Origin of the sequence: Cytobacillus sp. FSL R7-0680, assembly GCF_038009245.1 — a bacterium.
In the GTDB taxonomy this organism is placed as follows: domain Bacteria; phylum Bacillota; class Bacilli; order Bacillales; family Cytobacillaceae; genus Cytobacillus; species Cytobacillus kochii.
The window spans coordinates 3,040,204-3,063,982 of the sequence record NZ_JBBPAO010000001.1; the positions used below are offsets into that span (position 1 = coordinate 3,040,204).

Genomic DNA, 23,779 nt, shown 5'->3' on the forward strand with positions numbered 1-23,779 from the left:
TCACTCCTTGTTTAAATCACTTTACTTCTGCACGACACCGCCAGGAAGGTCCACATAATGTTTTAAGACTTCTGCAATTTCATCTTGCAAGCTCTGCGTAGGTAAATCCATCGGCAGTCTAAGTACCGGCTTAATTTTGCCCATTTGACCAAGTGCTGCTTTTAATGGTGCAGGATTCGTATCTTTGAACAAAACATCATTCAACTGCATGAGTTCGTAATGCAAGTTTTGCGATCGTTCTACATCGCCAGCTTTCCATGCATCATAAATCGCTGCCACCTTATCTGGGACAATATTTGCTGTTGCGCTAATATGTCCTGCGCCACCAATGGCCAGCATCGGATAACATAACAGTTCAATTCCTGAATAAAGTAAGAAGTCACGACCGCAATTCAGAAGTACACGATTCACATGTTCGAAGTCCTTATTCGATTCTTTTACACCAATAATATTTGGACAATCTTTACTTAACTTCGCAAGTGTTTCCACATGCATATTTGTGCCTGTTCGACCTGGGATGTTATAAACGATGAGGGGGAGATCTGGTACAGATTCAGCGACAAGTTTAAAGTGCTTATATAGCGCATGTTGCGAAGGTTTATTATAATAAGGAACGATGATAAGGGCAGCATCTGCACCCATCTCCGCTGCTCTTTTCGTTAAGTACAATGTTTCCTGATGGTTTGTTGAGCCTGTACCTGGTACAAATGGTACTCTTCCGTTAATTGTTTCTTTCGCCACTTCCATCACTTTCAATCGTTCATCGATTGTTAATGAACTTGGTTCTCCAGTTGTTCCTGTAACAGAAATACCATGACTTCCGCTTTCAATATGCCAATGGATGAGCTTTTTAAATGATTCAAAGTCTATCGATTCATCTTCATGAAATGGTGTAATAATCGGTGCGATCGAACCTCTTAATCTTTGTTTTACTTCAGCAAACTTCGTCATTTACAAACACTCCTTCTTTAAAGTTATTTCTGAAATTTTTGAATATTTTTATTGTAAGCTCTTTCATTTGCAGTTTAACATGTGTTAGATTATATAAAAAATATTGTTTTTGTTTGTTTTGGATATAAAAAAAGTATCGTTTCAAGGAGGGACAATATGGACATAAAGCAGCTGCAATACTTTTGTACAATTGTTCAGGAAGGACAAATCACACGCGCAGCAAAGAAGTTACATATGGCACAACCCCCACTTAGCCACCAACTAAAACAACTAGAAGAAGAACTCGACGTTAAATTATTCGATCGCATTGGTAGGAAGATGGAACTGACCAAATCAGGTAGCGTCCTTTATGATCGTGCCTTGCAAATATTATCTGAGTTAGATGAAGCTAAAAACGAAGTCAAAGAAACAAATGAAGGAGTGAAAGGAAAGCTTTCAATTGGTGCGAGCAAATCATGTTTCGCCTTTTTACCAGACCGCCTACGGGCGTTTCGTGAAAAATACCCTCTCGTTACTTTTCAGTTAAGAGAAGGCGATACTTACTACATTGGCGAGCTGTTGAAAAATCGCGAAATCGAACTAGCTGTCACTCGCCTTCCACTAGAGATGGATGATATTGAGATGATTCGCTTTCCGACAGAACCTTACGTACTTGTCATTCCAGAATCATGGCAACAACATATCCACAACAAGACCTCCATCAAAATGATAGATATCAAAAACTTCCCATTACTCTTACTCCATCGCATCAATGGCAAAGGTCAATTCGAAATCGTCACAAATGAATGCCGACGTCACGGCTTCGAACCGAAAGTGATTTTGGAGTGCCCTGATGCCTCTATGCTTTTATCTCTTGTTACTGCTGGGGTTGGTGCAACAATAGTACCTAAATCTACATTGCAATCCTATTATGCAGATAAAGCGATTGTCATAGAGCTAGAAGATGCAACCATCCAATCGGAATCGGCCATTATTTGGTTGAAAAATCGTTACCTCTCCAAAAGTGCCCGTCGGATGATAGAGACCTTTCAAACAAACGTTTGATTGAATATTTTCTAACAGCAATTAGAAGAGAACACCTTCTAAAGTGAAGTTTGGTATATTATGTTTTTTTGTATGTCTGACTCGATTCCCTCTCTTACCACTAGATTTGAAGTAATCAAAAGACAAATTTCAGAGATTTCAAATATAAAAAAGGATAGATTTTACCGTAATGGGTGATTCCACTTGGCCCATTAGGATATTTTGTAGAAAAGGATGCAATTTATTTTACATTATTTGAAATATTTAAAATAATAAATTATGATTTAATCATTATTTTGTTAAAGGAGTGTTGATCACATTGATGAAAGCAATGATGAGATATAATGGACAATTCTTTTTACAAGAGGTTTATGTCGATTCTACTAAACAACTAATAACCCGAGGAGAAGAGACAACCCCAATTGAACAGCTTGTCGTCCATCCTCCAGTATCTGGAACGATTTACGGAACATTACTTAATTACAAAGGTGAGTTAGAAGCAATTGGTTCAGCTGTTTATGAATGCCCTTACCAACAACCACCGAAAGCACCCATTCTTTATATCAAACCAGTCAATACAATCAATTACCATCAAGCGAGCATTCCTATGCCAAAAGAAGAAGATACCTTACAAATAGGCGCTGCCCTTGCAGTAGTCATCGGTAAAAAAGCAAGCAAAGTACCAAAAGATGAAGTACAAAATTACATTTTGGGCTACACAATTGCTAATGATGTCAGTATTCCACATAGCAGTGTTTACCGTCCTGCCATCAAAGAAAAAGCGCAAGATGGATTCTGCCCAATCGGTCCATGGATTGTTGATCAAAAAGAGGTGGCGAATCCTGACGACTTAGACATTACCGTCCATATCAACGGAGAGTTAAAGCAACAGCAAACAACTAGAAACTTAATCCGCCCCGTCGCTGAGCTGATCGCAGAGGTTACTTCCTTTATGACCTTATTTGAAGGCGATACATTACTAGTCGGTGTACCAGAAAGCCCGCCACTTGCTCGTAATGGGGATATTGTCAGAATAACGATTGCTGGCATCGGCTCACTTGAAAACCAAGTTGTTATCACAAAACAACAAGTAAAGGAGAATACGATATGAAAACCGCACGTGTCGCCTATAAAGGGAATATCCATGAGGCAATAGAATGGTACGGTAAGCTACAATTAGATACGGGCGCCATCGTTTCAGAGGATGATGTTGTTTGGCTCCCTCCAATTGTGCCACAAACGATTTTTGCATTAGGACTCAACTACGCCGATCATGCGGCAGAGCTTTCTTTTAACGCACCGAAAGAGCCCCTCGTTTTTTTAAAAGGACCTAATACACTTATCGGCCATAACGGGGAAACTTTCCGCCCTGCCGATGTTACCTATATGCATTATGAATGTGAATTAGCAGTTGTCATTGGTCAATCTGGTAAAAATATTCAAGAAAAGGATGCTTATAACTATGTCGCTGGATATACTGTGGCCAATGATTACGCCATCCGCGATTATTTGGAAAACTACTATCGCCCGAACCTACGTGTGAAAAATCGTGATACATTGACACCCATCGGCCCCTGGTTTGTCAGTGCAGATGAGATAAAAAATCCAATGAATCTCACTTTACGCACCTATGTAAATGACAGTGTCGTCCAAGAAGGAACAACGAAAGATATGATTTTTAGTATTCCAAAGCTCATCGCCTATTTAAGCAGTTTCATGACACTCAATAAAAACGATATCATTCTCACTGGGACACCAAAAGGTTCAGTCGATACGAAAGTGGGCGACACGGTCATCACTGAAATCGAAGGCATCGGCCGACTCAAGAACACCATTATAAGCGAACCTGTCTATCAGTGAAAGGAGGATTTTCATGCCACATTTCATTATTGAATATACGAGCAACATCAAAAGCGCTGCACATATTCCCGCCTTATTAGAGAAAGCGAACAAAATCCTCATCAGTAAATCGCCTACTTTTCCAATAGGTGGGATCCGTTCAAGGGCCATTGAACTAGAAGACTATTATATTGCAGATGGTCAGGCAGACGATGCCTTCGTTCATGCAACACTCAAAATCGGCTCCGGACGAAGTGAGCAGGTAAAGGCATCTGTATGTGACGAACTCTTTACTATGATGAAGGATCACTTCAAGGAACTATATAATCAACGCTATTTTGCTTTATCAATGGAACTGTATGAATTTAGCGAAGCTGGTACGTATAAGTGGAATAATATTCATGGTCGGTTTAAACAGCAACCGAGATAGGCATTATTATGAGGACAAAGAAAAAATATCAATTAAAACAACAAAATATTTAGTACACCAAAAAGCTTGGATTTCATAGCTTTTTGGTGTCTTTAATAAGTTGTTCTACATTTAAAGCAAAGGGTTTAGATTTTATTTACTCTCATTTAATTGTGTACTTAAATAAGAGTTCCCCATTATTAGGGTCCCTTTCATTCATACATTCGAACCCAATACTTTCGTATAAGCGATAGGCCGTTTTATTTTCATCAATGATACTTAAATATATCACGTTTACCCCATATTCTTTTGACACGATATCAATAAGTTTCTTCATCGCAGTTTTCCCATAGCCTTTGCCTTGATAGTTTTCATCGATCATTATTCTATCAATCCAAGTCTCTTTATTAGGACCAAAAGAACCGTACATAGCAAATCCGATCATTTCTTCATCCAAATATATAGCTACTGGATGCCACTCTCGATGGGCATTCGCTTCATTTAAACATTCATCTACGGTTTCAATGAACTTTTCTTGTCCAGACTTTAATTTTATATTTCTAACGTTGTATTCATTTGTAACATCTATATCTTTAAAATGCAGTTTACTCATGTATAAATTAATCCTCCAACACTTAAATCTAATTTTTAAAATTTACTTCCGTATGTTGAAATCTTACCATAAGTATCACAAACCTTTGTATTTTCTCACCTGACATCCCCATCACTATTCAAATAGTACCCTCATTTACAGGTTGCTATTTTAAGTCTGCAAATATCACTTCATCTCATTCTCAGGGAATTTACTATGGTGTTTTAAACAACTGGATTCGTAGGTAGTACAAACTCTTCAATTGCCATATAATTTAAATATTCCGTATTTTTTAAGGAGTTGAGAATTATGCAATTACAAAATAATAAGATTGGCTGGCTTGAAGGGATTATTGAGGCCATTCATGATGGGATTCTGGTAATCGATCACGTTGGTGTGGTGCAATTAATAAATGAGGAGTATACACATATTACAGGTGTCAGTGCAGAACAGATAGTAGGAAAGCTATTACAAGAGGTACGACCAGGAGCACTTCTGCCCACTGTTTTAAAAGACGGCTTGGCACGAGAAGGTGTATTCCGAAAAGAAATGACAATGGAATATGTTGTTGATATGGCTCCCATTTGGGATCAAGGGAAAATCATTGGTGCCGTTTCTGTTTGTAAAAGTATTCCTGAAGTTTATCGGTTAAATAAAGAGCTGAAAAAAAGTCGTAAACGAGTCACTATGCTTGAGAGAGCCGTTGGTAGAATTCATCAGGCAAAATACACCTTTGCAAATATTATCGGTAGTGATGTGCAATTAAAGCAGACGATAGAACAAGCCAAAAGAACCGCACAAACAGATATGAATATTTTATTATCCGGTGAATCTGGTACTGGCAAAGAGCTTTTCGCACAGGCCATCCATAATGAAAGTAAAAGACGTGTAGCACCCTTTGTTCCAGTTAATTGCGCTGCTATCCCAAGCTCCTTATTAGAAAGCGAGCTTTTTGGCTATGAGGAGGGAGCTTTTACTGACTCTAACCGCGACGGAAAGATTGGGTTATTTGAGCTTGCCAATCACGGCACGCTATTTCTCGATGAAATCGGTGATATGTCATTTGAGCTTCAGGCCAAGCTTTTGCGGGTCTTACAAGAGGGCTCTTTTAGAAAAATTGGTGGTCTCGAGGAACAAACGGTTGATGTTCGAGTAATTGCAGCAACGAATAAAGAATTACAAAGCATGGTAGAAAAAGAACGATTCCGTGAAGATCTTTTTTATCGAATTAATACGGTTCATTTAACCATACCTCCTCTTAGGGAAAGAAGAAATGATATTACAGAAATCATCGCCTTTTTATTAAAAAATGAAGCAGACATTACTTTTGATCCAGAAACCATATTTATCCTCCAACACTACCATTGGCCAGGGAATATCAGAGAACTGAAGAACGCGATTCAATACGCCATTAGTATGTGTGATCATCAAGTCATTCGCCAGGAACATCTACCTGACACAATAAAGAAAGCGTTTAATGCAACTCAACAACAATCAATAACGCTCCAGCCACTAGAAAAGATACTAAATGACACAGAGAGAACAGCCATACAAAGTGTACTTAATCAAACAGGAACGACAGTGAAAGGAAAAAAGAAAGCGGCAAAAATCTTAGGTATATCACTTGCTTCCTTATATAACAAATTAACTAAATATCATATTTAAGCCTGCTTTCTAAGGAATTAGAAATCATCATCTCATTTCTAATTTTCTAGAAACTAAGCCATCACCTGTATAGAAGGACTTCTTAGACCTTCATGTTTCTAATTCTTTAGAAATGACAATTTATCATTTTAAAAAATCCCTTTCCTATCAAGGCTTATTTTTTGGCATAAATCATGCATAACGAAATGTAAGCGCTTAATACAGTTAAGGAGGTTTTTATTTGTTATCCATCATGGGGTTCTTAACCATCGCAATTTTTCTTTATTTAATTTTATCGAAAAAAGTGTCTGTAATTGTCGCTTTAATATTAGTCCCCGTTTTCTTTGGGCTTTTCACAACTGACTTGAACAGTCTCGGCGCGATGATTCTTGAAGGGGTCACTTCAGTTGCACCAACAGGGATTATGCTTGCTTTTGCCATTCTTTTCTTTGGTCTCATGAGTAAAGCAGGCCTTTTCGATCCCATTATTTCTAGAATATTAAAGCTTGTAAAAGGGGATCCGTTAAAAATTGTCATCGGTACAGCCATTATTGGAATGGTCACACATTTAGATGGCTCGGGTGCTTCTACATTCCTTATCACGATTCCTGCTTTACTTCCTTTATACGAACGTTTAGGAATGAGCCGACTTGTGCTCGCAGGTGTGGTGGCCCTTAGTGCTGGGACAATGAATATCGTTCCATGGGGTGGTCCAACTGCACGCGCATCAAGCGCACTTGGTATAGATACGGCAACATTATTCAATCCCCTGATTCCCGCTATGATCGCTGGGCTTATTTGGGTGCTATTTGTTAGTTATTACTTTGGTAAGAAGGAAAGGAATCGCATCGGTATTCAGAACTTTCAATATGATTTTAATCAGGAATTAAGTGAAGAGGAAAAAAAGGCAAGAAGACCTAAACTTCTTTGGCTCAACTTACTTCTTACTATTTTAACCATTGTTGCATTAGTAAAGGTATGGCTCCCTCTCCCAGTTGTTTTCATGGTCGCCTTCGCCCTTGCATTAGTTATAAATTATCCGAACCCAAAAGAACAGCAAGAACGAATTACCGAACAGGCTACAGGGATGGTTACAGTAGTTTCAATTATTTTTGCAGCAGGTATCTTCACTGGTGTTCTTTCAGGCACAGGCATGATTGAAGCAATGGCCAATACACTTGTATCTATTATTCCTGAGAGCACGGGTTCCTTTATGGGCCTAATAGTTGCGGTTACAAGCATGCCTCTCAGCCTCGTCTTTACACCAGATGCTTATTATTTCGGTGTTTTGCCAGTTCTGAGTGAAACAGCCGCCAACTACGGGGTAGCCGCTGAAAATATTGGTCGTGCAGCTATATTAGGGCAGATGACAACTGGATTCCCTCTCAGTCCATTAACTGCCGCTACCTTTTTGCTACTAGGATTAGCCAGAGTAGAGTTAGCTGATCATCAACGATTTATTTTCATCTGGGCTTTTGGCACAACCATTGTAATGACAATTGTTGCTCTTATTACCGGTGCAATTGCCATCTAATTATATATAAAAAGGAGTGTTCAACTTGCTTCGAATTGGATCAGGAGCAGGATTTGCGGGTGACCGTATTGATCCTGCCATCTCTTTAATAGAAAATGCACAACTTGACTACCTAGTATTAGAAGGATTAGCAGAGCGAACCATTGCGCTATCTCAAAAACAGAAACAGAAGGATGCCAACAAAGGGTATAACGAATATCTCGAAGACAGAGTTCGCCCACTACTCCCTTCTCTTTTAAAAAATAGAGTCAAACTTATCACAAATATGGGGGCGGCTAATCCAATTGCCGCAGCAAAAACTATTTTACAAATGGCTCGAGATTTAAACCTTACATGTAAAGTTGCAGCGGTTTCAGGCGACGATGTCTTAAACGATTTAAACTTTCATCAATTCGAAACAGAAAATGGAGAAAATTTAATGACATTTGAACCCATTGTTTCGGCTAATGCCTACCTTGGCATTGAAGCGATCTTACCTGCTTTAGAAGCAGATGTAGATGTGATTATTACAGGTAGAGTGGCTGACCCTTCGCTTTTTTTAGCGCCACTCGTCCATCACTTTCAATGGAATCAAAATGACTTTGACTTGATGGGGCAAGGGACTTTAATTGGACATTTACTTGAATGTGCAGGGCAAGTGACAGGTGGATATTTTGCTGACCCTGGCCTGAAAGAAGTAAATAACCTAGCAGATCTTGGATTCCCCTTCGCCATCGTAGCTGAAGATGGCAAGGCGATAATTACAAAACTCCCTAATAGTGGTGGTGTCGTCAATACTCAAACAGTAAAAGAGCAATTACTTTATGAGGTGCATGACCCAAGTCAGTACTATACCCCTGATTGTATTGCGAATTTTAGTACAACACAAATGGAAGAAATAAAACCAAACGAAGTGCTTGTTTGGGGAGCTACAGGTAAAAGAAAACCAGATACACTGAAAGTATCTATCGGTTACCATGCAGGTTACCTTGGAGAAGGTATGATTTCTTATGCCGGATCAACTGCCGTCAATCGCGCCAAACTGGCAGAATGGGTGATAAACGAGAGATTACGTGCCAATGTACCTCAATTACGAACAGACCTAATCGGCTTAACGGCTCTTCATCATACAACTTATACTCACACAACACCTTACGAAGTCACTGTGAGAGCTGCCGCTTTATGTAAAGAAGAGCAGACAGCCAAAATGATTGGACATGAAGTTGAAGCACTCTATACAAACGGACCTGCTGGAGGGGGCGGGGCACGAAAAAAAACAGAAGAAGTGATAGGAATCGTTTCTACCTTTATTGATCGCTCAGCAATTACAATTCATACTGAAATAATGGAGTGATAAGATGGCAACAGTTAAATTATTGCACATTGCACATAGTCGAACAGGGGATAAAGGGGATACACTGAACTTCTCCCTCATCCCCTATAACGAAAAAGATTACGCTTCTATCGCCGAACAGGTGACAAGTGAGAAAGTGAAAGACCATTTACAAGCAATCATCAAGGGCGAAGTAATCAGATATGACCTCCCCAACTTACATGCTTTTAATTTCGTTTGCACAAATGCTCTTCTCGGTGGTGTGACGACTTCCATCGCATGGGATGCTCACGGAAAAAGCATCAGTAGTGCCCTATTAGAAATGGAAATAAATATTTAAATGAAAGAGTTAGAAACGACTGTTTCTAACTCTTTTTCGCATAAGAGATTACTCTGGTTTCTTTACAACAACCTTCCCGTTTTCATCTAACAACGGTGTAAGTCCACTTCCGCCTGTACTTGCCCATGTATGAACATAATGGACCCCGGTTTCACGATCAACGAGGATAGAAAGCAGCCCTGATGAGTAACTTTCTTTCAATATTTCTACAAAACGGGTCTCTCTTTTTTTAAACACATCAACACTCCTTACAAAAATTCATTATCATCGTATTTAGTAAGATGATTGACCATAATACAAAGCATACTGATAAAAGTATTTGTAATAGTAAGTGGAAGTATTTCATTTTAGGAGAACAAATTTATACCAGACATGATTAAAATTCCAATAACAAGTGCCTGTGCTATGATAGCAATGGTTGCCCATAAACTGACATAGCTTTTCTTTGCTCCTCCTGCTAAGCCGATTGCTGCCGAAATATGAAATCCCCATAGAAGACCTGCTAAAGAAACGCCAGGTACACCATATTTTTCAAAATATTTCTTTGCTTTCATCATGCGTTTACTTGGTTCTTTCTCCTTTTTCTTTCCTTTCATCAATTTTGACCTCAGCGCATTGATCACCCAGATAAAAGCCATGACTGAAACCCAGTTCCCTAGTATCGCTACTAAAATAACAGGGATTCCAGGAAATCCTAAAAGAAACCCAAATGGAATGGCACCGTATGATTCAAAAAATGGGATGAGCGATAAAACAAAAATACTTAGTAACTGTAGAAATAAATTATCTTCTAGTGCCGGCATTAAATTCAAATAGAATTCTTGTATGTCTTGCATCATTTCTCCCCTCTCATGTTTGCCTACTTTTAGTATGAAGGATAATCCCTTCTATATCAGCAACTTCTGCACGAAAGGAGGGAAATTCATTCCGAGTGGAGACGATTTATGCCTCAATGGAGACCTTTTTTTCCCTTTTCTTTATGAGGAATAGCAAAGCAATGCCACCCCAAATGAATGGCACAATCATAAACTTCAATCCAGAGGTAAAGTCATCATTTTCAATCAGAGTAAGACCACGTTCGATATGATAATTGGGAAAAAGAATCGTTAACTTATTCAGGAGCGAAGAATAAACAAATCCTTCTATTAAGAAATAAACAATCATAATTGGCCATCCATATAAACTTACATCGATTGTATTTTTTGCATATTCAGCGATAGCAGTCCCTATTAAAAGCCACATACTGAAAATTGGGATGGTAAATATACTGGCCATCAGTATTTGCGCTAAACTATAGCCATAAATAATCATACCAATAGTGAACAAAAGATAAGACATACTATAGGTAACGATGGATTTAGCTAAGAAAATATTTATTCGCCTTATCTTCATCAAACGATATAATATGCCTGTCCCCTGCTCTTTTTCTTCAACCATTAAGTTCCCTTGTGTATACATTGTCACCAATATACTAATAAAACTAAGTAATGAAGTCATGCCTTTGAAAAAGGTAATCTGTTCATTTGAAAAGGTGATGGTCAAATTATTTAATACATAAATAAAAAAAATCATTGCGAAGGCAGTGAAAAAGAGTAATAATACTTGCCCATTAAAGCGCAAATCTTTTAGTTCCCTTATCATTAAAACCTTAATTTGCTGTACATTCATGCGAATCACCCCTTTTACCAGTTCAACAGTTCTTTTAACTCCCCATATCGTGATTTGGATAAAGGAACCGTCTTTTCATTTTCCAATGTGAGGCTATAACTATTCTTACTCCATACCACAACTTCCCTAACACGCTGCAAATTAACTAAGTAGGAGCGATGACAGCGAAAAAAACCGTAAATATGTAATCTCGTTTCAATGTCCTTCATTGAAACAGTTGATATAAACTCTTCATTATTCACATGGAGAATGGTTTGTCTATCTCGCGTTTCCACAAAATCAATCTCTAATGGATCAAATAGAATAAATTTATCGTCTGATTTAGCTGATATTTTCTCGAATCTTTGTTGGTAAATCGTTTCGTCCTCTGTGCCACTAGCTTCCTTTTCCTCAACTTCTTCTTCAGCTTCCTCTTTATATTCAAGCCGCTGTAGTCCTCTATCTGTCAATCGGAATACTTTTGTCCCTATACGAATGCTCTCTTCTAAAGAGGATGTAAGAATAATAATGAAACTATCCTTTTTCAACAATTCATTAAGAATACGATTCAATACCTGCTTCGATTGGAGATCAATGTGATAAGTAGGTTCTTGAAAAATATAAATGGTCGTAGGTTGAATCAAACTGCGTGCAAATTGTAATCGTTTTTTCTCTGAGAATGTTAGTCCTTTGTTTTTCTTATTACGGACTTCATTTAATTCAGCAAGCGCTAAAATCCTCTCTATATCTACTCTTACACCATACAAGTCACACCAAAAACGAATCGTTTGCTCGGGGGTTAAACGTTTATATTCGCCCATATTCGTCCGGTAAAAGAATAAATCCTCTGCCCCACGGAGAACACTGTCTGTGAGACGGATTTCATTTGTCATATAACTTCTATCTTCCTCCATTAAGGATAAAAATGCATGCATATACTCCATGTCTGCTTGAATCGCAACCACATCTTTTTTTTCAATGGTCAATTGTATAGAAGGCAAGACAACTGTATTGCCAGCCACCTTCCCAAAACCTTCAAAAATTAATGACATATACACTCTTCTCCTTCTGAACCTATTTATTATGACGGATTTCTAGAAGTGGTACCTTCATAATGAACGAAAAAGAGGAAAAAGCAAACGAAAAGGGAGCAAATCTTGGTTAAACTCATCCTTTTATTATTTACGCCTCAACGAGTGGTCATTCATTTTATCCCGGTGTATAAAAACTGATACTTTATTGTATTGAAGGAAATTATAAGGAATGAACTGTTTTTTCATCTTGATGAAAGCTGTGAGACATACTGGTCGTCTAAAGGGGAGTACGCGATCATTCAGCCGAAAATTCACCATAATATGATTGGAGAAGTAGGGAAATTTTGACTCCTTCCGGGAAAGAATAAAAATGGGGTACAGAAGATTGCTAATATTATAACGATCAAGAGAGAAAAGGGACATTTTGAAATACCATGTGGCAAGATTGATTTACTATCTCACCACATTTGATTAAGGAAATAAACAATATTTAAAAATAACCGTTAATTGTTCCCAGGTCTCAGCTTCGCGAACGCTGACTCCCTACAATTAGAACCTGATAGTGGCTATGGATTAGCTAGAGAAACGTGGTTACTTTTCTCACAGCCTTCCCCGGGGAAATATTACGTAAGAAAATCCAATGATTAAGAATTGTTTCATTATATTTTAAGAGGAATATTGCGATATGCGCGACTACCTCAATCACACCCCCCTATTTAGTCGCGTACTCATAAACTCCTTCAAAGCTACTTTGAGAGTTTCCCTCCTCTCTTCAACAAAATTCTCCATTTCCAATCATTTTCCGGGAAATAAGATAAGCATTCGACTAGAAACAATTATTTTCCGTAAGATAAGAAGCAAGAAATTAAATATATTTCACACATCATGTGCAAAAAGAAAAAACGCCTTAGGGAATCAGGAAAAATATGGTAATCACAACTTTGATTGCGACAAAAGTAACCGTTGTTGTTCCGTTTCTTCTCTTCAGTCAAACCGACTAATCCCATACCTCTCAATCGGAATTGAAGTTTCCTTATCAATTATTAACTCCGTAATTAATGTGCCTATAAGCGGTGATAGGGTTACACCACTGTGGGTAGCTGCTACATATAGGTTCTCTATATTAGGAACGGCACCAATGATAGGAAATCCATCTTCCGGCATGGCACGTATGCCAGAGAAAGCACGAACAATTTTTGCTTTTTTAATGGCTGGCACATAACGGATGGCCATATTGGCTGTTTCTTGCATTACATTAAGTGTGGTGGAGCGATCAAATCCTTTATTTTCCATGGAATACCCCATCAAAACCTCACCATTATTTGCTTGTCTAAGACCGCTCACTGTATGATTCAGAAAAGGTTTAAGCGGTTCGGAAACTAAAATTTGTCCCCTTACTTGATTCATTGGAATATGAACATCAATCATTTTCCCCAATTCTCTGGACCATGTTCCCCCAGCTAGAATAAGCCTTTTACATCGATAAGTGTCCTTCGTTGTTGCTACGATAAACCCACCATTGATTTTCTGAAGGTCATGAACAGGGTTATACGTTGAGTATTGCACTCCTTTTCTTTTAGCTGCTCTCATATACATATCTATGAGTCGAAAAGGATTTACATTTCCATCTATGGAGCTATAGGTGGCTCCTTCGACATCCGGATTCATGAATGGCTCTTTTTCCAATACCTCTTCTTTTGATAATACTTTAATATCTATGCCAATTTCTTTATATGCTTCTGCTAGTTTCATTGCCTTCACTCTATCCTTTTCATGAAAAAATGGTGATAGTCCGCCTGTTCGTTTATATTCGACATCACCAATTTTTTTCGATAGATAAGGATATAACTCAGCACTATAATAATTCAATTCTGCATACCATGAAGGTGTTTTATTATGCACCCATACCCATGCCTGAGTAGAGCCAGAAGTACCTGCTAAAGGGTATTTTCGATCAATGACTAATATACTTTCTTGGCTTCTTTCTGAAAGATGATAGGCAATCCCGCTACCCACGACTCCTCCACCTATCACAATTGTATCGAATTGAGTGTTCATCACTTCACCTTCCCATCTGTCAGCTCTATTTCATCAAGTACAGACTTGACTGTAGAAAACTGTTGGCTATCTGTCGCTAATGCCTCCAAACTGACAGGCGAAATTGGCATCCGAAAACGAGGTGGATAAATTTGTTCCATGGACAACCCTGTTTGCTTGTGTATCACTTCAGCTACTAATTTACTGCATATTTTTGACTGACATGCACCCATTCCGCAACGAGATATTCTTTTAATATCATCGAATGTTCTTCCGCCCTGATTGATTACTTCTTCTATTTCTTCATAGCTTATTTCTTCACATCTGCAGACAATTACTGACTTATCCATTCAATCCCCTTCTTATCTTCAATTTTAATAATCTAAGAAATAAATTGATCTTTTAATTGTGGTGTGGAAAATTGTTTAATATGCTCTTTTCTTGCTGAAAATATATCGCTCTCTTCTTCATTCTCTAACTTACTATATAGCGAATTCCTTACTACTTCAGTTTTTTCTGGCGGTAATGATTGAAGCGCTTCACACACGCTAGCAGCCGCTAACATTCCCGTTAGAATAAGTGCGGAATGATTACTGACTCCAGCTGCATTTCCTGTGACATATACATGATCCTTACTTGTTTGAAGTTGATGATTGTAAACAGGAAGCCAACCCCCGAGTTCTGCTTGATATCTAAGGGCACAGTCCAATTGATACACGATATCTAATATAGGAGATTGTCCCCCATCTATTAGAACGATGTCAGGCTTTAAGGTGATCATCCCATGAGGAGTTTGTATGTCAATTTCTTCTAGCTTCCCATTGCCTCTAGCCTCCATAATTGAGCTATTTTCATACAACGGTATATTCATATCCACGAAAGTGGGGTTTCCTAACTGTTTGTTTTGTTTTACTATAGCGACGATATTTACTTCTACACTAAGCAGAAGTTCACAAACATCGCTGGCAAAGGAGTTATCACCATAAATCACTGCTGAAGATCCTGGTTTTACTCGATCCCGATTCACTACACTTTGTGCTGCTCCTATCGTCATCACACCTGGTAAGGTCCATTTAGGAAAAGGTATCGCATTTTCAGCTGCCCCTGTTGCGATGATGATTTTTTCAGCAAATACCGGGAAAACATCTTTATCATTTGTCACACCAATCTGTCCATCTTCATATACACCAATGACACGATGACCTAACAACCACTCCACTGCCAGTTCTTCTAACCGTTCCACTAAAAATTGAGCAAGCTCAAAACCTCTCATGTTTGGGAATATATCGGGTAAAGCTAACATTTGGCTTTGTTGCCATAATTGCCCGCCTGCTTGTTGATGTTCATCGATGATTAGAACACATAGACCTGTCTTGGCTACTTCATAGGCTGCAGTTAAACCGGCGGGACCAGCTCCAATAATTAATACGTCAGCCTTCATCAATATCTCTCCTTAATTCGGGGTCTTCTAGCCCTTCACTTATTTTCATCCCATCTCTTACTTTCCTCATACAGGTTTTCACGTGATCTTCTCCGTCCACAGTCATATAACAACTACAACATCTACCCTTTGAACAAAACATTCCCCTTGCTTGAACGAGCTTCCTACTTTGCCCTAGCTTCTTCACATCATTGGCCATTAATGCACCAGCAATCGATTGGTTTTCATAGGCTTCAAGGGGTTGCTCATTCAAATAAATAGTAATGGGTTTGTTCAATTGCTCACCTAATATTGGATGCTCTTTTATATGCACGACTTTCACCTCTCTAATTTTTAGAAGAGAATATTTTCCCTACTCCCATCACCCGCTCAATTATAATCATTAGAACGACCGTCATAATGATCATGATGCTAGACACCGAGGCGATAATGGGATCATATTGATATTGCATATACGTATAGATTCGTACCGGTAATGTCACTACATCCGTACTTACGATAAAGAGGGCTACGGTTAAGTCGTCAAACGATGTAATGAATGCAAAGATGGCTCCTGCAATAACCCCGGACTTAATCACCGGTAAAGTGATTTCAAAAAACACTCGAATAGAACTGGCGCCTAGATTCATTGCGGCCTGTTCAATCACTCGGTCAAACCCAACTAAACTAGCAACAACTAATCTCATTACAAATGGAACAGTTAATATAATATGTCCAAGGATTAATGACAGTGGGCTTGTTGCTAGTCCAATCCATGAGTAAAATTGTAATAGCGCCACACCAAAGACAACTGAAGGTATAAGTAAGGGTGAACCAATTAACTGTACAATCGCATTTTTCCCCTTAAACTCCCTTCGAACAACTGCTAAAGCAGACATGGTACCAATGATTGTTGCAATGATTGCTGTGCCAAAAGCTACACTGATACTTAAGATGAAGGAATCGATAAATTCCGGATGTTCGATTAGCTCTATATACCATCTCAAAGTAACGCCTTCAGATGGAAAAACGATATATTCTGTCGTGGTTAAAGATGATAATAAAACGACGACAATGGGTGCCAATAAGAATAAATACACTATTAAACAAGAAAGACTTAGTAATATGCTCGGTAACTTTTTCTTCATTGGATCGCCACCCCTTTTTCCGATTTGCTAAGGACTTTACTGTATATAAGGATGGTGATGGTAGCAACTAAGATCAATAAGAAGCCAATCGCCCCACCATAAGGCCAGTTCATCATAACAGCCACCTGTTCATAAGTAATATAGGACATCACTTTCACTTGTGGTCCCCCTAGAATAGATGGAGTAACGAAGGAACTAACGCTTAAACTAAAGACCATTACCGAGCCTGCGAAAATGCCGGGTAAAGTTAATGGCAATACAATCGACACAAACGTTCTTAAGTTACTTGCCCCTAAGTTTTTTGAAGCGCGAATAATAGAAGGATCAATTCTCTCTAAAGCCCCCATAATACTTAACACCATATAAGGAAACAGCACATGTACCATTCCGACAATTACACTAAATTCACTATAAAGTAAGGGAGCCGGTTCATTAATCAATCCCGTTGTCATTAGGGTTTGATTAATCACCCCATTATTCGATAGTAAGATGACCCAACCATAACAACGAATAACCATACTAATTAACAAAGGAGACAGAACCAGCAATGTTAAATAATTTTTCATCCGAGGCTTGGCCTTCGTTATTTGGTAGGCAACAGGATAAGAAATAATAATTGTAATGATTGTCGTAATCAAACCAATTTTTATTGTTCGCCAAAGCACACTTATATAAAAAGGATCAGACAAAAATTGAATATAATTCGCTAGCGTCCACTGATTGCCAATCCCAGTACCAGCATCAAACGTTTTAAAGCTAGTAACAAATAAAAAGAACAAGGGGAGCAAGAAAAAGAAAAGAAAGATAGCTAGTGTAGGAATGAGCAGCAACCATGTATCTCTCCGTTTTTTAAGGTTCTTTTTCTTTTGCATAAGGACGATTTCATTATCTACGCGTGTATTTAACTCCATTTCCTTACCTCACATTCCTAGAAGGCAGGATATCCTCTGCTTGCCAGAAGGTTTGCACTTTACTGCCTTCTATAATTGAGTGTGGATTTAAAGCTGTATTCGGAATGTCTGCAATTAAATCTTTATCTTCTACTTTAAGGAAATACCTTGTTTTAGCACCTAAGAACATTTTCTTCATTACGATCGATTGAAATCCCTCTCCCTCATGTTTTTGAGTAATGACAATTTTTTCTGGTCGAACAAAAAAATCAAGTTTCTCATTCGTTCGGAGTTGGAAAGGAAGTAACTGTTCATCTCCGTAGAAATTAACTCTACTTTCATTCCCATTCTCCCCGCCTACTACTACGCCTTGTATTTTATTGACTTCTCCAATAAATTGAGAGACAAAGTCCGTTTTAGGTTGATTATAGATGGTTATTGGATCATCGACTTGTTCAATTCGCCCTTCATACATCACGGCAATCCGGTCAGATATGGCTAAGGCCTCTTCTTGGTCATGTGTAACAAAAATAGTCGTGATACCTACTTGCTTTTGAATATCCACTATCTCTTCACGCATTTCTTGTCGTAGCTTCGCATCCAGATTACTTAAAGGTTCATCAAGCAACAAAACTTTTGGTTTGATTACTAATGCGCGAGCTAATGATACCCGTTGCTGTTGCCCACCTGATAATTCCTTTGGATACCTTTTCTCATAGCCAGCTAACCGAACCATGTCTAATGCTTCTAACACTCTTTTTTTTGCTTCTACCTTTGATACTTTTCTCAATTTGAGCCCGTATGCAATATTGTCAAACACAGTCATATGTGGGAATAACGCATAATTTTGAAATACCATCCCCATTTCTCTTTTGTTAGCAGGAAGCAGATGAACGGCTTGTCCATCTACCTCTATTCGTCCTCCATCGACATCCAGAAAGCCAGCAATCATATTTAATGTCGTTGTTTTCCCACATCCAGATGGACCAAGAAAAGAAATTAACTCCCCCTTACTAATTTCTAAGGTTAGATCCTTCACTACTTCTGTACGATTGAATGTTTTCACTAAATTGTTTATCCTCAAGTAACCCATAATTGATTCACCTCCTTAATGTGATACTTCAATTTCTTTATTCGCACGCTCTGTCCATTCAGCACGCTTACTATTCACTACTTCCCAATCAACTTTAATTAGCTTAGCAATCTCTTCTTCGCCGTACACGACTTTACTTGCTACCTCTTCATCTAACTCAACTTCTTTATTAGCTGGGCCATCGAATAACTCAGCTGCAAATAATTGCTGCGCTTCCTCATCTAAAACGAAATTAACAAATTTCTGTGCTAACTCTTGATTTGGGGCATCTTTCACAACACTAACAGTTGCCATTAAGGCTGGCGCCCCTTCTTCCGGGGTAATATATTCAATCGGAAAACCCGAATCTTGTAATGTTAGGACACGACTACTCCCCCAGGCACTTGCAACCGCTTGCCCTTGTAAGAAGTAATTAGAAACATCGGCAGTTTTGTCAAAAGTAATAGTGTTTTGCGCGATTTCTTTCATCTTCTCAAAACCTGGCTCCATGTCTTCTATACTTCCGCCATTGGCAAGTGAAGCCATTAATAATGTGTGAACGCCATAAGTATTCGCAATTGAAGGCAATACTAACTTGCCTTTATACTTAGGATCAGCTAAATCATTCCATGAAGTTGGGGGTTCCCAGCCATTTTCATCAAAATACTTTTTGTTATATGCAAGACCTGTAGTAATAAATCCAAACCCAACCCCAATATTATCTTTGTCCTTAGCAATATCATATAAATGAGCTAAATTCGTAACGATTTCTTCATCTAAAGGAGCTAATAACCCAAATGATTTTGCTTGTGCCTGTGGTCCATCATCAAGAAAAACGACATCAATTTGTGGATTATCCTTTTGTGCCTGAATTTTGGATAGCGTATCAACAGAGCTACCTGTAATGTAAGTCACTTTTACATTATTTTCTTTTTCAAATTTTGGAATCAACACTTCCTTCATCTTTTGTTCATAGCTACCACCATATGCAGCTAATACAAGTGTTTGTTGTTTCTCCTCACCACTTGACTCAGTCGATTCACCACATCCTGCAACCAAAAGTAACAGTCCAACGATTACGATAACCATCCATTTCTTCATCACTTCCATACCCCCATCATTAGATTGACTTCATTTATAATTAGATTGCCTAATTACCTATAATAGATTTTTAATTTTAAATATTCAGTAATTTAATAATAAAAATATAATAATATGATATTATAACTTTTATAGGGTAAAGGAGAAAAAACAAGCAAACGTCTCTCTCCATTAATTAAAATCAACTTCTGTAAAATAAGTTTCTTTGTCCGGTCTCACATAAAACATTGAGTATTCCACGATTTCCTTTTCCTTAGAGTATGTAAATCGTTCCCACTCAAATACTGCTGTATTCTCAGAAATACCTAATACCTCTGCTTGTTTACCTGTAGCTATATAAGGCTTTATAAAAAGCTTAGCTTTTCCTAAATTGATATGAAACTTATGGCGTAACATGTTGTAAATTAAATCATTATTAATATCTTCACTTGTTATTCCAAGACAATGAACATATGGTAAATATGTATATTCCAACGATATCGGTTCACCATCAACAAGCTTTAAACGTTCAATTCTTACCACCTGATCACCATGATTCAACTTCATCTTCTCAACAATTTCACTAGAAGCTATCTCTATAGCAAAGTGTAACAACTCATGGGGATGCGACTCCGATTGGTCAGTTGTTAACGAGATTAATTGATTAATATCTTGTTCTTTTCTTTTCCCTAAAACAAATGTCCCTTTCCCTCGTTGTCTCATCAAAAAGCCTTTATTGACCAGCTCAATAATTGCCCTCTTTACTGTTATCGTACTAATATTAAATAATGTAGCCAACTCCTGTTCAGTGGGCAATTGAAAACCCTCATCCCACTGACCTGAACTTATTTTATACTCCAACACCTGCTCCACTTGGCGATATAATGGGAGATGTGAATCTTTATTAATTTCCATATATGTATACTCCTCAGATTATAATATTATAACTTTATAAATCATAAGTTTAAGCTGACTTGTTTCATTTGTCAATGTTTTCTGATAATTCAACCTTACAAAATCCCCCTCACCATACTAGCTATCTAGGCATACACTATGCTGAAGAAAAATGGATTGGGGAGATTAGGTATGTATCCATATAATTATTATCATGTGTATAGAACACAACCCACTCTTTGGTCACCAGGTGAAGCCACTCAGAATCTTAATCAATTTCAAAATCAATATATTCGAGTGCACATCACCGGGCTTGGATGGGTTGTTGCTCAATTATTAGGTTTTGATGCAGCTACAGGAGTGGTGACGCTCAATGTTTATCGCCCTGGTAGTCATGTGCCAGAATTTATGAGGATTAATCGCGCAGAACTAACTGGATTAACACCACTCGGATTTACCCCACCACCTGAAGTAACTGGTGGTGCAGGCGGCGGTGGCGGAACACCTGGTGGACCAACCGGACAACCGGGAGGAGGTGCACCTGGCGGCGGTGGCGGGATGCCTAATCCAGGTGGCGGAACACCTGGTGGAAAACCACCTTGGTGTGCATATATGCCGTGGCACCCTTATTGTCAATGAGATGCAAAAAGCGACTATCCCTTTAACATTAAGGGCTGGTCGCGTTTTTTTACTTGTCTCGCATTTTCCCCTCCCACTTGGTGCCTTATTTTCTTTTTGAAGAATCCGTTACTCAGAATATAATACAGATCTCGCCAACCCCTGCACAATCATATCATCAGCCGGATGCATGGACAGGCCACATTGCACATCTCGGAAAAGTCGTTCTAATTTAAAGTCTTTCGACAATCCTCTTCCACCTGCAATTCTCATGGCGATTTCCACAATTCGTATAGCTTGATGACAGATGGTATATTTCGCTGCTTGAAAGTCATTTAGTAAGTGATCTCTTTGTTGGGGAAAACGATCCCATTTGTCTGCTAGTGAATATAGTAATGTACGGGATGTGGTTAAGTTAATTTCGATTTCACCGATTTTTTGCTGAATGTGGGGGACTTCGGCTATGGGTTTATTTAAACTGCCTGCTTGTTGATGTTTGGCAAAGTCGATAATAAAATCTCTGGCTGCATGGGCAACACCAAGAAAGACTGAGGCGATAAACAGAAAGGTGGAGCGGTTTTTTAAGCCTCCGTCCTTGCCAGTTGCTTTTGCTAGCAGTGACTCCTCTGATACGAATACTTCATTTAATACAATCGTATCACTGCCTGTCGAACGCATGCCAATTGTATTCCAGGTTTCTTTCACTACTACTTTATCTGATTTGCGAATGAGGAATTCCCCAAGTACACCTTCATCCTCGACCCAAGCCATCACAATCAAAGGATCAGCAATTGGTGCCAATGTTGCAAACGTTTTTTCCCCTGAAATGAGGTATCCACCTGCCGTTCTTCTCGCAATCGTCTCTGGCTGGCTTCCTCTAAAAATATTTCCACCTTTCTTCTCAGTGGCAAATATATTTAGAATGTCTCCGTTTTGTACCACATCTTGGCAGACCTTCGCAAACACCTCTTCTTTCCAACGATTCCCTTCCCGATAATTCAGGAATAAACAAGATTGCCAACCTGCCGCAAGGGCAACCGCACCATCACCTTTAGCTAACCGCTCTAAAGCAATCGCCATTTCATATAATGAAGCCTCATATCCACCGTATTTCTGCGGAACGGTCAACGAAAAGAAGCCTGCCTCTCTTAAAATAGCAAAAGAAGCATAAGGGAACATACCTTTTTCATCATTTTCGTCTGCGTATTCCTCCAGTCTCTCTGCAATTTTATCGTATTTCTCCGCTATAGCTGCTTCTCGTTCATTACGAATATGCACATCCTTTATTTTCGTTTGAAGCATTTATTGTCTCACCCCCTTAAATAAATCTTCCTCACGACTATGGTCTGTTGAAAGGGGTGGCGTGTCTGATAATTGAGTAATCGCTTCATATAATTCATCACTTAAGTGAATCTCTCGTGCACGGATGCCATTCTGTAATTGTTCCACATTTCGTGCTCCGATGATGGGGGCCGTAATCGCTGGATTCCTCAGCACCCAAGCTACGGCTAATGATGCTGGATGATAACCGTATTCTTGTGCCAATTTTATAAACTGATCGGTCGTCGTATAGTATTGCTTTGTTCCATACCTTCTTGCATAATTTTTTTGTTCAATCAATCTTCCTTGCGTTGGTAAGTTGTCATGATTATACTTTCCAGTCAATAATCCACCACCTAAAGGGCTGTAGGAAATAACCCCTAACTGCTCCTCCTTAGCTAACGGTAAGAGTTCCACTTCCGCTTGGCGCTTCACTAAATTGTACATCGGTTGAATAAGTTCAAATCGGGCAAGCTCTTTTCTCGCCGAAATACCAAGGGCCTTCATTATTTGCCATGCTGACCAATTACTTACCGCCGGATATAGGATCTTTCCTTGCCTTTGTAAATCATCAAGCGCCCGAACGGTTTCTTCTATATTTGTATGAGGGTCAAACAAATGGATGAAATAAAATTCAATCCTATCCGTCTTTAGTCTCCTTAAACTACCTTCCACTGCTTGAAAAATATGGCGTCTGGAGGCTCCTTTACTATTCATATCCTTACCAACGGGAAAACCTACTTTAGAAGAAATAATGACCTCATTGCGACAATTAGCGATACATTCTCCTAAGATTTCTTCTGATCTTCCCTGGCTATATACGTTGGCTGTATCAAAAAAATTAATGCCTGCCTCTCTCGTTAAATGAAACATTTCTTTCGATGTCTGTTCATCTGCATTTCCACCGAAGGACATTGTGCCAAAACAAAGATTGGACACCTTTATACCCGTCTTCCCTACAAATCGTTCCGTCAC

The 23,779-nt window shown here is 38.7% G+C and carries 26 protein-coding genes; 9 read left to right on the forward strand and 17 right to left on the reverse strand.

The features are described from left to right. Positions 1-21 precede the first annotated feature (21 nt). Positions 22-951, reverse strand: a complete 930-nt coding sequence (gene hpaI, locus MKY26_RS15200) for a 2,4-dihydroxyhept-2-ene-1,7-dioic acid aldolase (protein ID WP_341098035.1) — start codon at positions 949-951, stop codon at positions 22-24. A gap of 156 nt (positions 952-1,107) precedes the next feature. Between hpaI and MKY26_RS15205 the strand changes: the two genes are divergently transcribed. From MKY26_RS15205 to MKY26_RS15220, 4 genes are all read left to right on the forward strand, one after another. Beyond that, entirely contained in the window at positions 1,108-1,995 is an 888-nt protein-coding gene (locus tag MKY26_RS15205) for a LysR family transcriptional regulator (protein ID WP_341057945.1), read from the forward strand. 298 nt (positions 1,996-2,293) lie between these two features. Next, on the forward strand, positions 2,294-3,085 hold the full coding sequence (locus tag MKY26_RS15210; RefSeq protein WP_445293127.1) for a fumarylacetoacetate hydrolase family protein: 792 nt from the start codon (positions 2,294-2,296) through the stop codon (positions 3,083-3,085). Beyond that, positions 3,082-3,834, forward strand: coding sequence for a fumarylacetoacetate hydrolase family protein (locus MKY26_RS15215; RefSeq protein ID WP_251162244.1), 753 nt, complete (start codon positions 3,082-3,084; stop codon positions 3,832-3,834). The genes MKY26_RS15210 and MKY26_RS15215 overlap by 4 nt, the downstream gene beginning before the upstream one ends. Before the next feature lie 13 nt (positions 3,835-3,847). Next, positions 3,848-4,243 carry a 5-carboxymethyl-2-hydroxymuconate Delta-isomerase gene (locus tag MKY26_RS15220; protein ID WP_322909769.1) on the forward strand — a complete coding sequence of 132 codons (396 nt, stop codon included), beginning with the start codon at positions 3,848-3,850 and terminating at the stop codon, positions 4,241-4,243. A 142-nt stretch (positions 4,244-4,385) separates the two neighbouring features. On the opposite strand, the gene MKY26_RS15225 is transcribed toward MKY26_RS15220, so the two are convergent. Continuing rightward, positions 4,386-4,835 (reverse strand): GNAT family N-acetyltransferase, encoded by a 450-nt coding sequence (locus tag MKY26_RS15225; RefSeq protein ID WP_095371695.1) that lies wholly within the window; start codon positions 4,833-4,835, stop codon positions 4,386-4,388. A gap of 288 nt (positions 4,836-5,123) precedes the next feature. Here MKY26_RS15225 and MKY26_RS15230 point away from each other — a divergent pair, with 288 nt between their 5' ends. From MKY26_RS15230 to MKY26_RS15245, 4 genes are all read left to right on the forward strand, one after another. Continuing rightward, complete coding sequence (locus MKY26_RS15230) at positions 5,124-6,479, forward strand: sigma-54 interaction domain-containing protein (protein WP_322909770.1); 1,356 nt, start codon at positions 5,124-5,126, stop codon at positions 6,477-6,479. A gap of 220 nt (positions 6,480-6,699) precedes the next feature. Continuing rightward, entirely contained in the window at positions 6,700-7,992 is a 1,293-nt protein-coding gene (locus tag MKY26_RS15235; RefSeq protein WP_341098036.1) for a CitMHS family transporter, read from the forward strand. Between the two features lie 16 nt (positions 7,993-8,008). Then, a complete protein-coding gene (locus MKY26_RS15240) occupies positions 8,009-9,325 on the forward strand; it encodes an acyclic terpene utilization AtuA family protein (protein WP_445293128.1) in 1,317 nt (438 codons plus the stop codon). A gap of 4 nt (positions 9,326-9,329) precedes the next feature. Next, positions 9,330-9,644, forward strand: a complete 315-nt coding sequence (locus MKY26_RS15245; RefSeq protein WP_095371691.1) for an AtuA-related protein — start codon at positions 9,330-9,332, stop codon at positions 9,642-9,644. 48 nt (positions 9,645-9,692) lie between these two features. Here MKY26_RS15245 and MKY26_RS15250 read toward each other — a convergent pair whose 3' ends face one another. The 13 genes from MKY26_RS15250 to MKY26_RS15310 all read right to left on the reverse strand — a co-directional run bounded on the left by MKY26_RS15250 (position 9,693) and on the right by MKY26_RS15310 (position 20,887). Further along, entirely contained in the window at positions 9,693-9,881 is a 189-nt protein-coding gene (locus MKY26_RS15250; RefSeq protein ID WP_095371690.1) for a DUF6440 family protein, read from the reverse strand. A gap of 110 nt (positions 9,882-9,991) precedes the next feature. After that, positions 9,992-10,483, reverse strand: coding sequence for a small multi-drug export protein (locus tag MKY26_RS15255; protein WP_095371689.1), 492 nt, complete (start codon positions 10,481-10,483; stop codon positions 9,992-9,994). 103 nt (positions 10,484-10,586) lie between these two features. Next, positions 10,587-11,312: a hypothetical protein gene (locus MKY26_RS15260; RefSeq protein ID WP_341098037.1), complete on the reverse strand. Its 726-nt coding sequence runs from the start codon at positions 11,310-11,312 to the stop codon at positions 10,587-10,589. 14 nt (positions 11,313-11,326) lie between these two features. Continuing rightward, complete coding sequence (locus MKY26_RS15265; RefSeq protein WP_341098039.1) at positions 11,327-12,343, reverse strand: LytTR family transcriptional regulator DNA-binding domain-containing protein; 1,017 nt, start codon at positions 12,341-12,343, stop codon at positions 11,327-11,329. 966 nt (positions 12,344-13,309) lie between these two features. Beyond that, the gene (locus MKY26_RS15270) at positions 13,310-14,383 is read right to left on the reverse strand and encodes an NAD(P)/FAD-dependent oxidoreductase (RefSeq protein WP_322909773.1); all 1,074 of its coding nucleotides are present in this window, start codon (positions 14,381-14,383) and stop codon (positions 13,310-13,312) included. Beyond that, positions 14,383-14,712, reverse strand: a complete 330-nt coding sequence (locus MKY26_RS15275; protein WP_341098041.1) for a (2Fe-2S)-binding protein — start codon at positions 14,710-14,712, stop codon at positions 14,383-14,385. The genes MKY26_RS15270 and MKY26_RS15275 overlap by 1 nt, the downstream gene beginning before the upstream one ends. 32 nt (positions 14,713-14,744) lie before the next feature. Continuing rightward, positions 14,745-15,803 (reverse strand): NAD(P)/FAD-dependent oxidoreductase, encoded by a 1,059-nt coding sequence (locus MKY26_RS15280; RefSeq protein ID WP_341098042.1) that lies wholly within the window; start codon positions 15,801-15,803, stop codon positions 14,745-14,747. Beyond that, on the reverse strand, positions 15,793-16,116 hold the full coding sequence (locus tag MKY26_RS15285; RefSeq protein WP_341098043.1) for a (2Fe-2S)-binding protein: 324 nt from the start codon (positions 16,114-16,116) through the stop codon (positions 15,793-15,795). The genes MKY26_RS15280 and MKY26_RS15285 overlap by 11 nt, the downstream gene beginning before the upstream one ends. Positions 16,117-16,129: 13 nt before the next feature. Next, positions 16,130-16,930, reverse strand: a complete 801-nt coding sequence (locus MKY26_RS15290) for an ABC transporter permease (RefSeq protein WP_341098044.1) — start codon at positions 16,928-16,930, stop codon at positions 16,130-16,132. Then, complete coding sequence (locus MKY26_RS15295; RefSeq protein ID WP_322909775.1) at positions 16,927-17,841, reverse strand: ABC transporter permease; 915 nt, start codon at positions 17,839-17,841, stop codon at positions 16,927-16,929. The genes MKY26_RS15290 and MKY26_RS15295 overlap by 4 nt, the downstream gene beginning before the upstream one ends. Positions 17,842-17,845: 4 nt before the next feature. Further along, complete coding sequence (locus MKY26_RS15300) at positions 17,846-18,913, reverse strand: ABC transporter ATP-binding protein (protein WP_224936671.1); 1,068 nt, start codon at positions 18,911-18,913, stop codon at positions 17,846-17,848. A 15-nt stretch (positions 18,914-18,928) separates the two neighbouring features. Further along, complete coding sequence (locus MKY26_RS15305; protein ID WP_341098695.1) at positions 18,929-19,993, reverse strand: ABC transporter substrate-binding protein; 1,065 nt, start codon at positions 19,991-19,993, stop codon at positions 18,929-18,931. A gap of 171 nt (positions 19,994-20,164) precedes the next feature. Further along, positions 20,165-20,887 carry a GntR family transcriptional regulator gene (locus MKY26_RS15310; RefSeq protein WP_341098046.1) on the reverse strand — a complete coding sequence of 241 codons (723 nt, stop codon included), beginning with the start codon at positions 20,885-20,887 and terminating at the stop codon, positions 20,165-20,167. A 171-nt stretch (positions 20,888-21,058) separates the two neighbouring features. Between MKY26_RS15310 and MKY26_RS15315 the strand changes: the two genes are divergently transcribed. Beyond that, positions 21,059-21,505 carry a hypothetical protein gene (locus MKY26_RS15315; protein ID WP_341098047.1) on the forward strand — a complete coding sequence of 149 codons (447 nt, stop codon included), beginning with the start codon at positions 21,059-21,061 and terminating at the stop codon, positions 21,503-21,505. Between the two features lie 108 nt (positions 21,506-21,613). Here the strand turns inward: MKY26_RS15315 and MKY26_RS15320 are convergent, their stop codons facing one another. Both MKY26_RS15320 and MKY26_RS15325 read right to left on the reverse strand, forming a co-directional pair. Continuing rightward, the gene (locus tag MKY26_RS15320; RefSeq protein WP_341098048.1) at positions 21,614-22,786 is read right to left on the reverse strand and encodes an acyl-CoA dehydrogenase family protein; all 1,173 of its coding nucleotides are present in this window, start codon (positions 22,784-22,786) and stop codon (positions 21,614-21,616) included. Next, positions 22,787-23,779, reverse strand: a complete 993-nt coding sequence (locus MKY26_RS15325; protein ID WP_341098049.1) for an aldo/keto reductase — start codon at positions 23,777-23,779, stop codon at positions 22,787-22,789.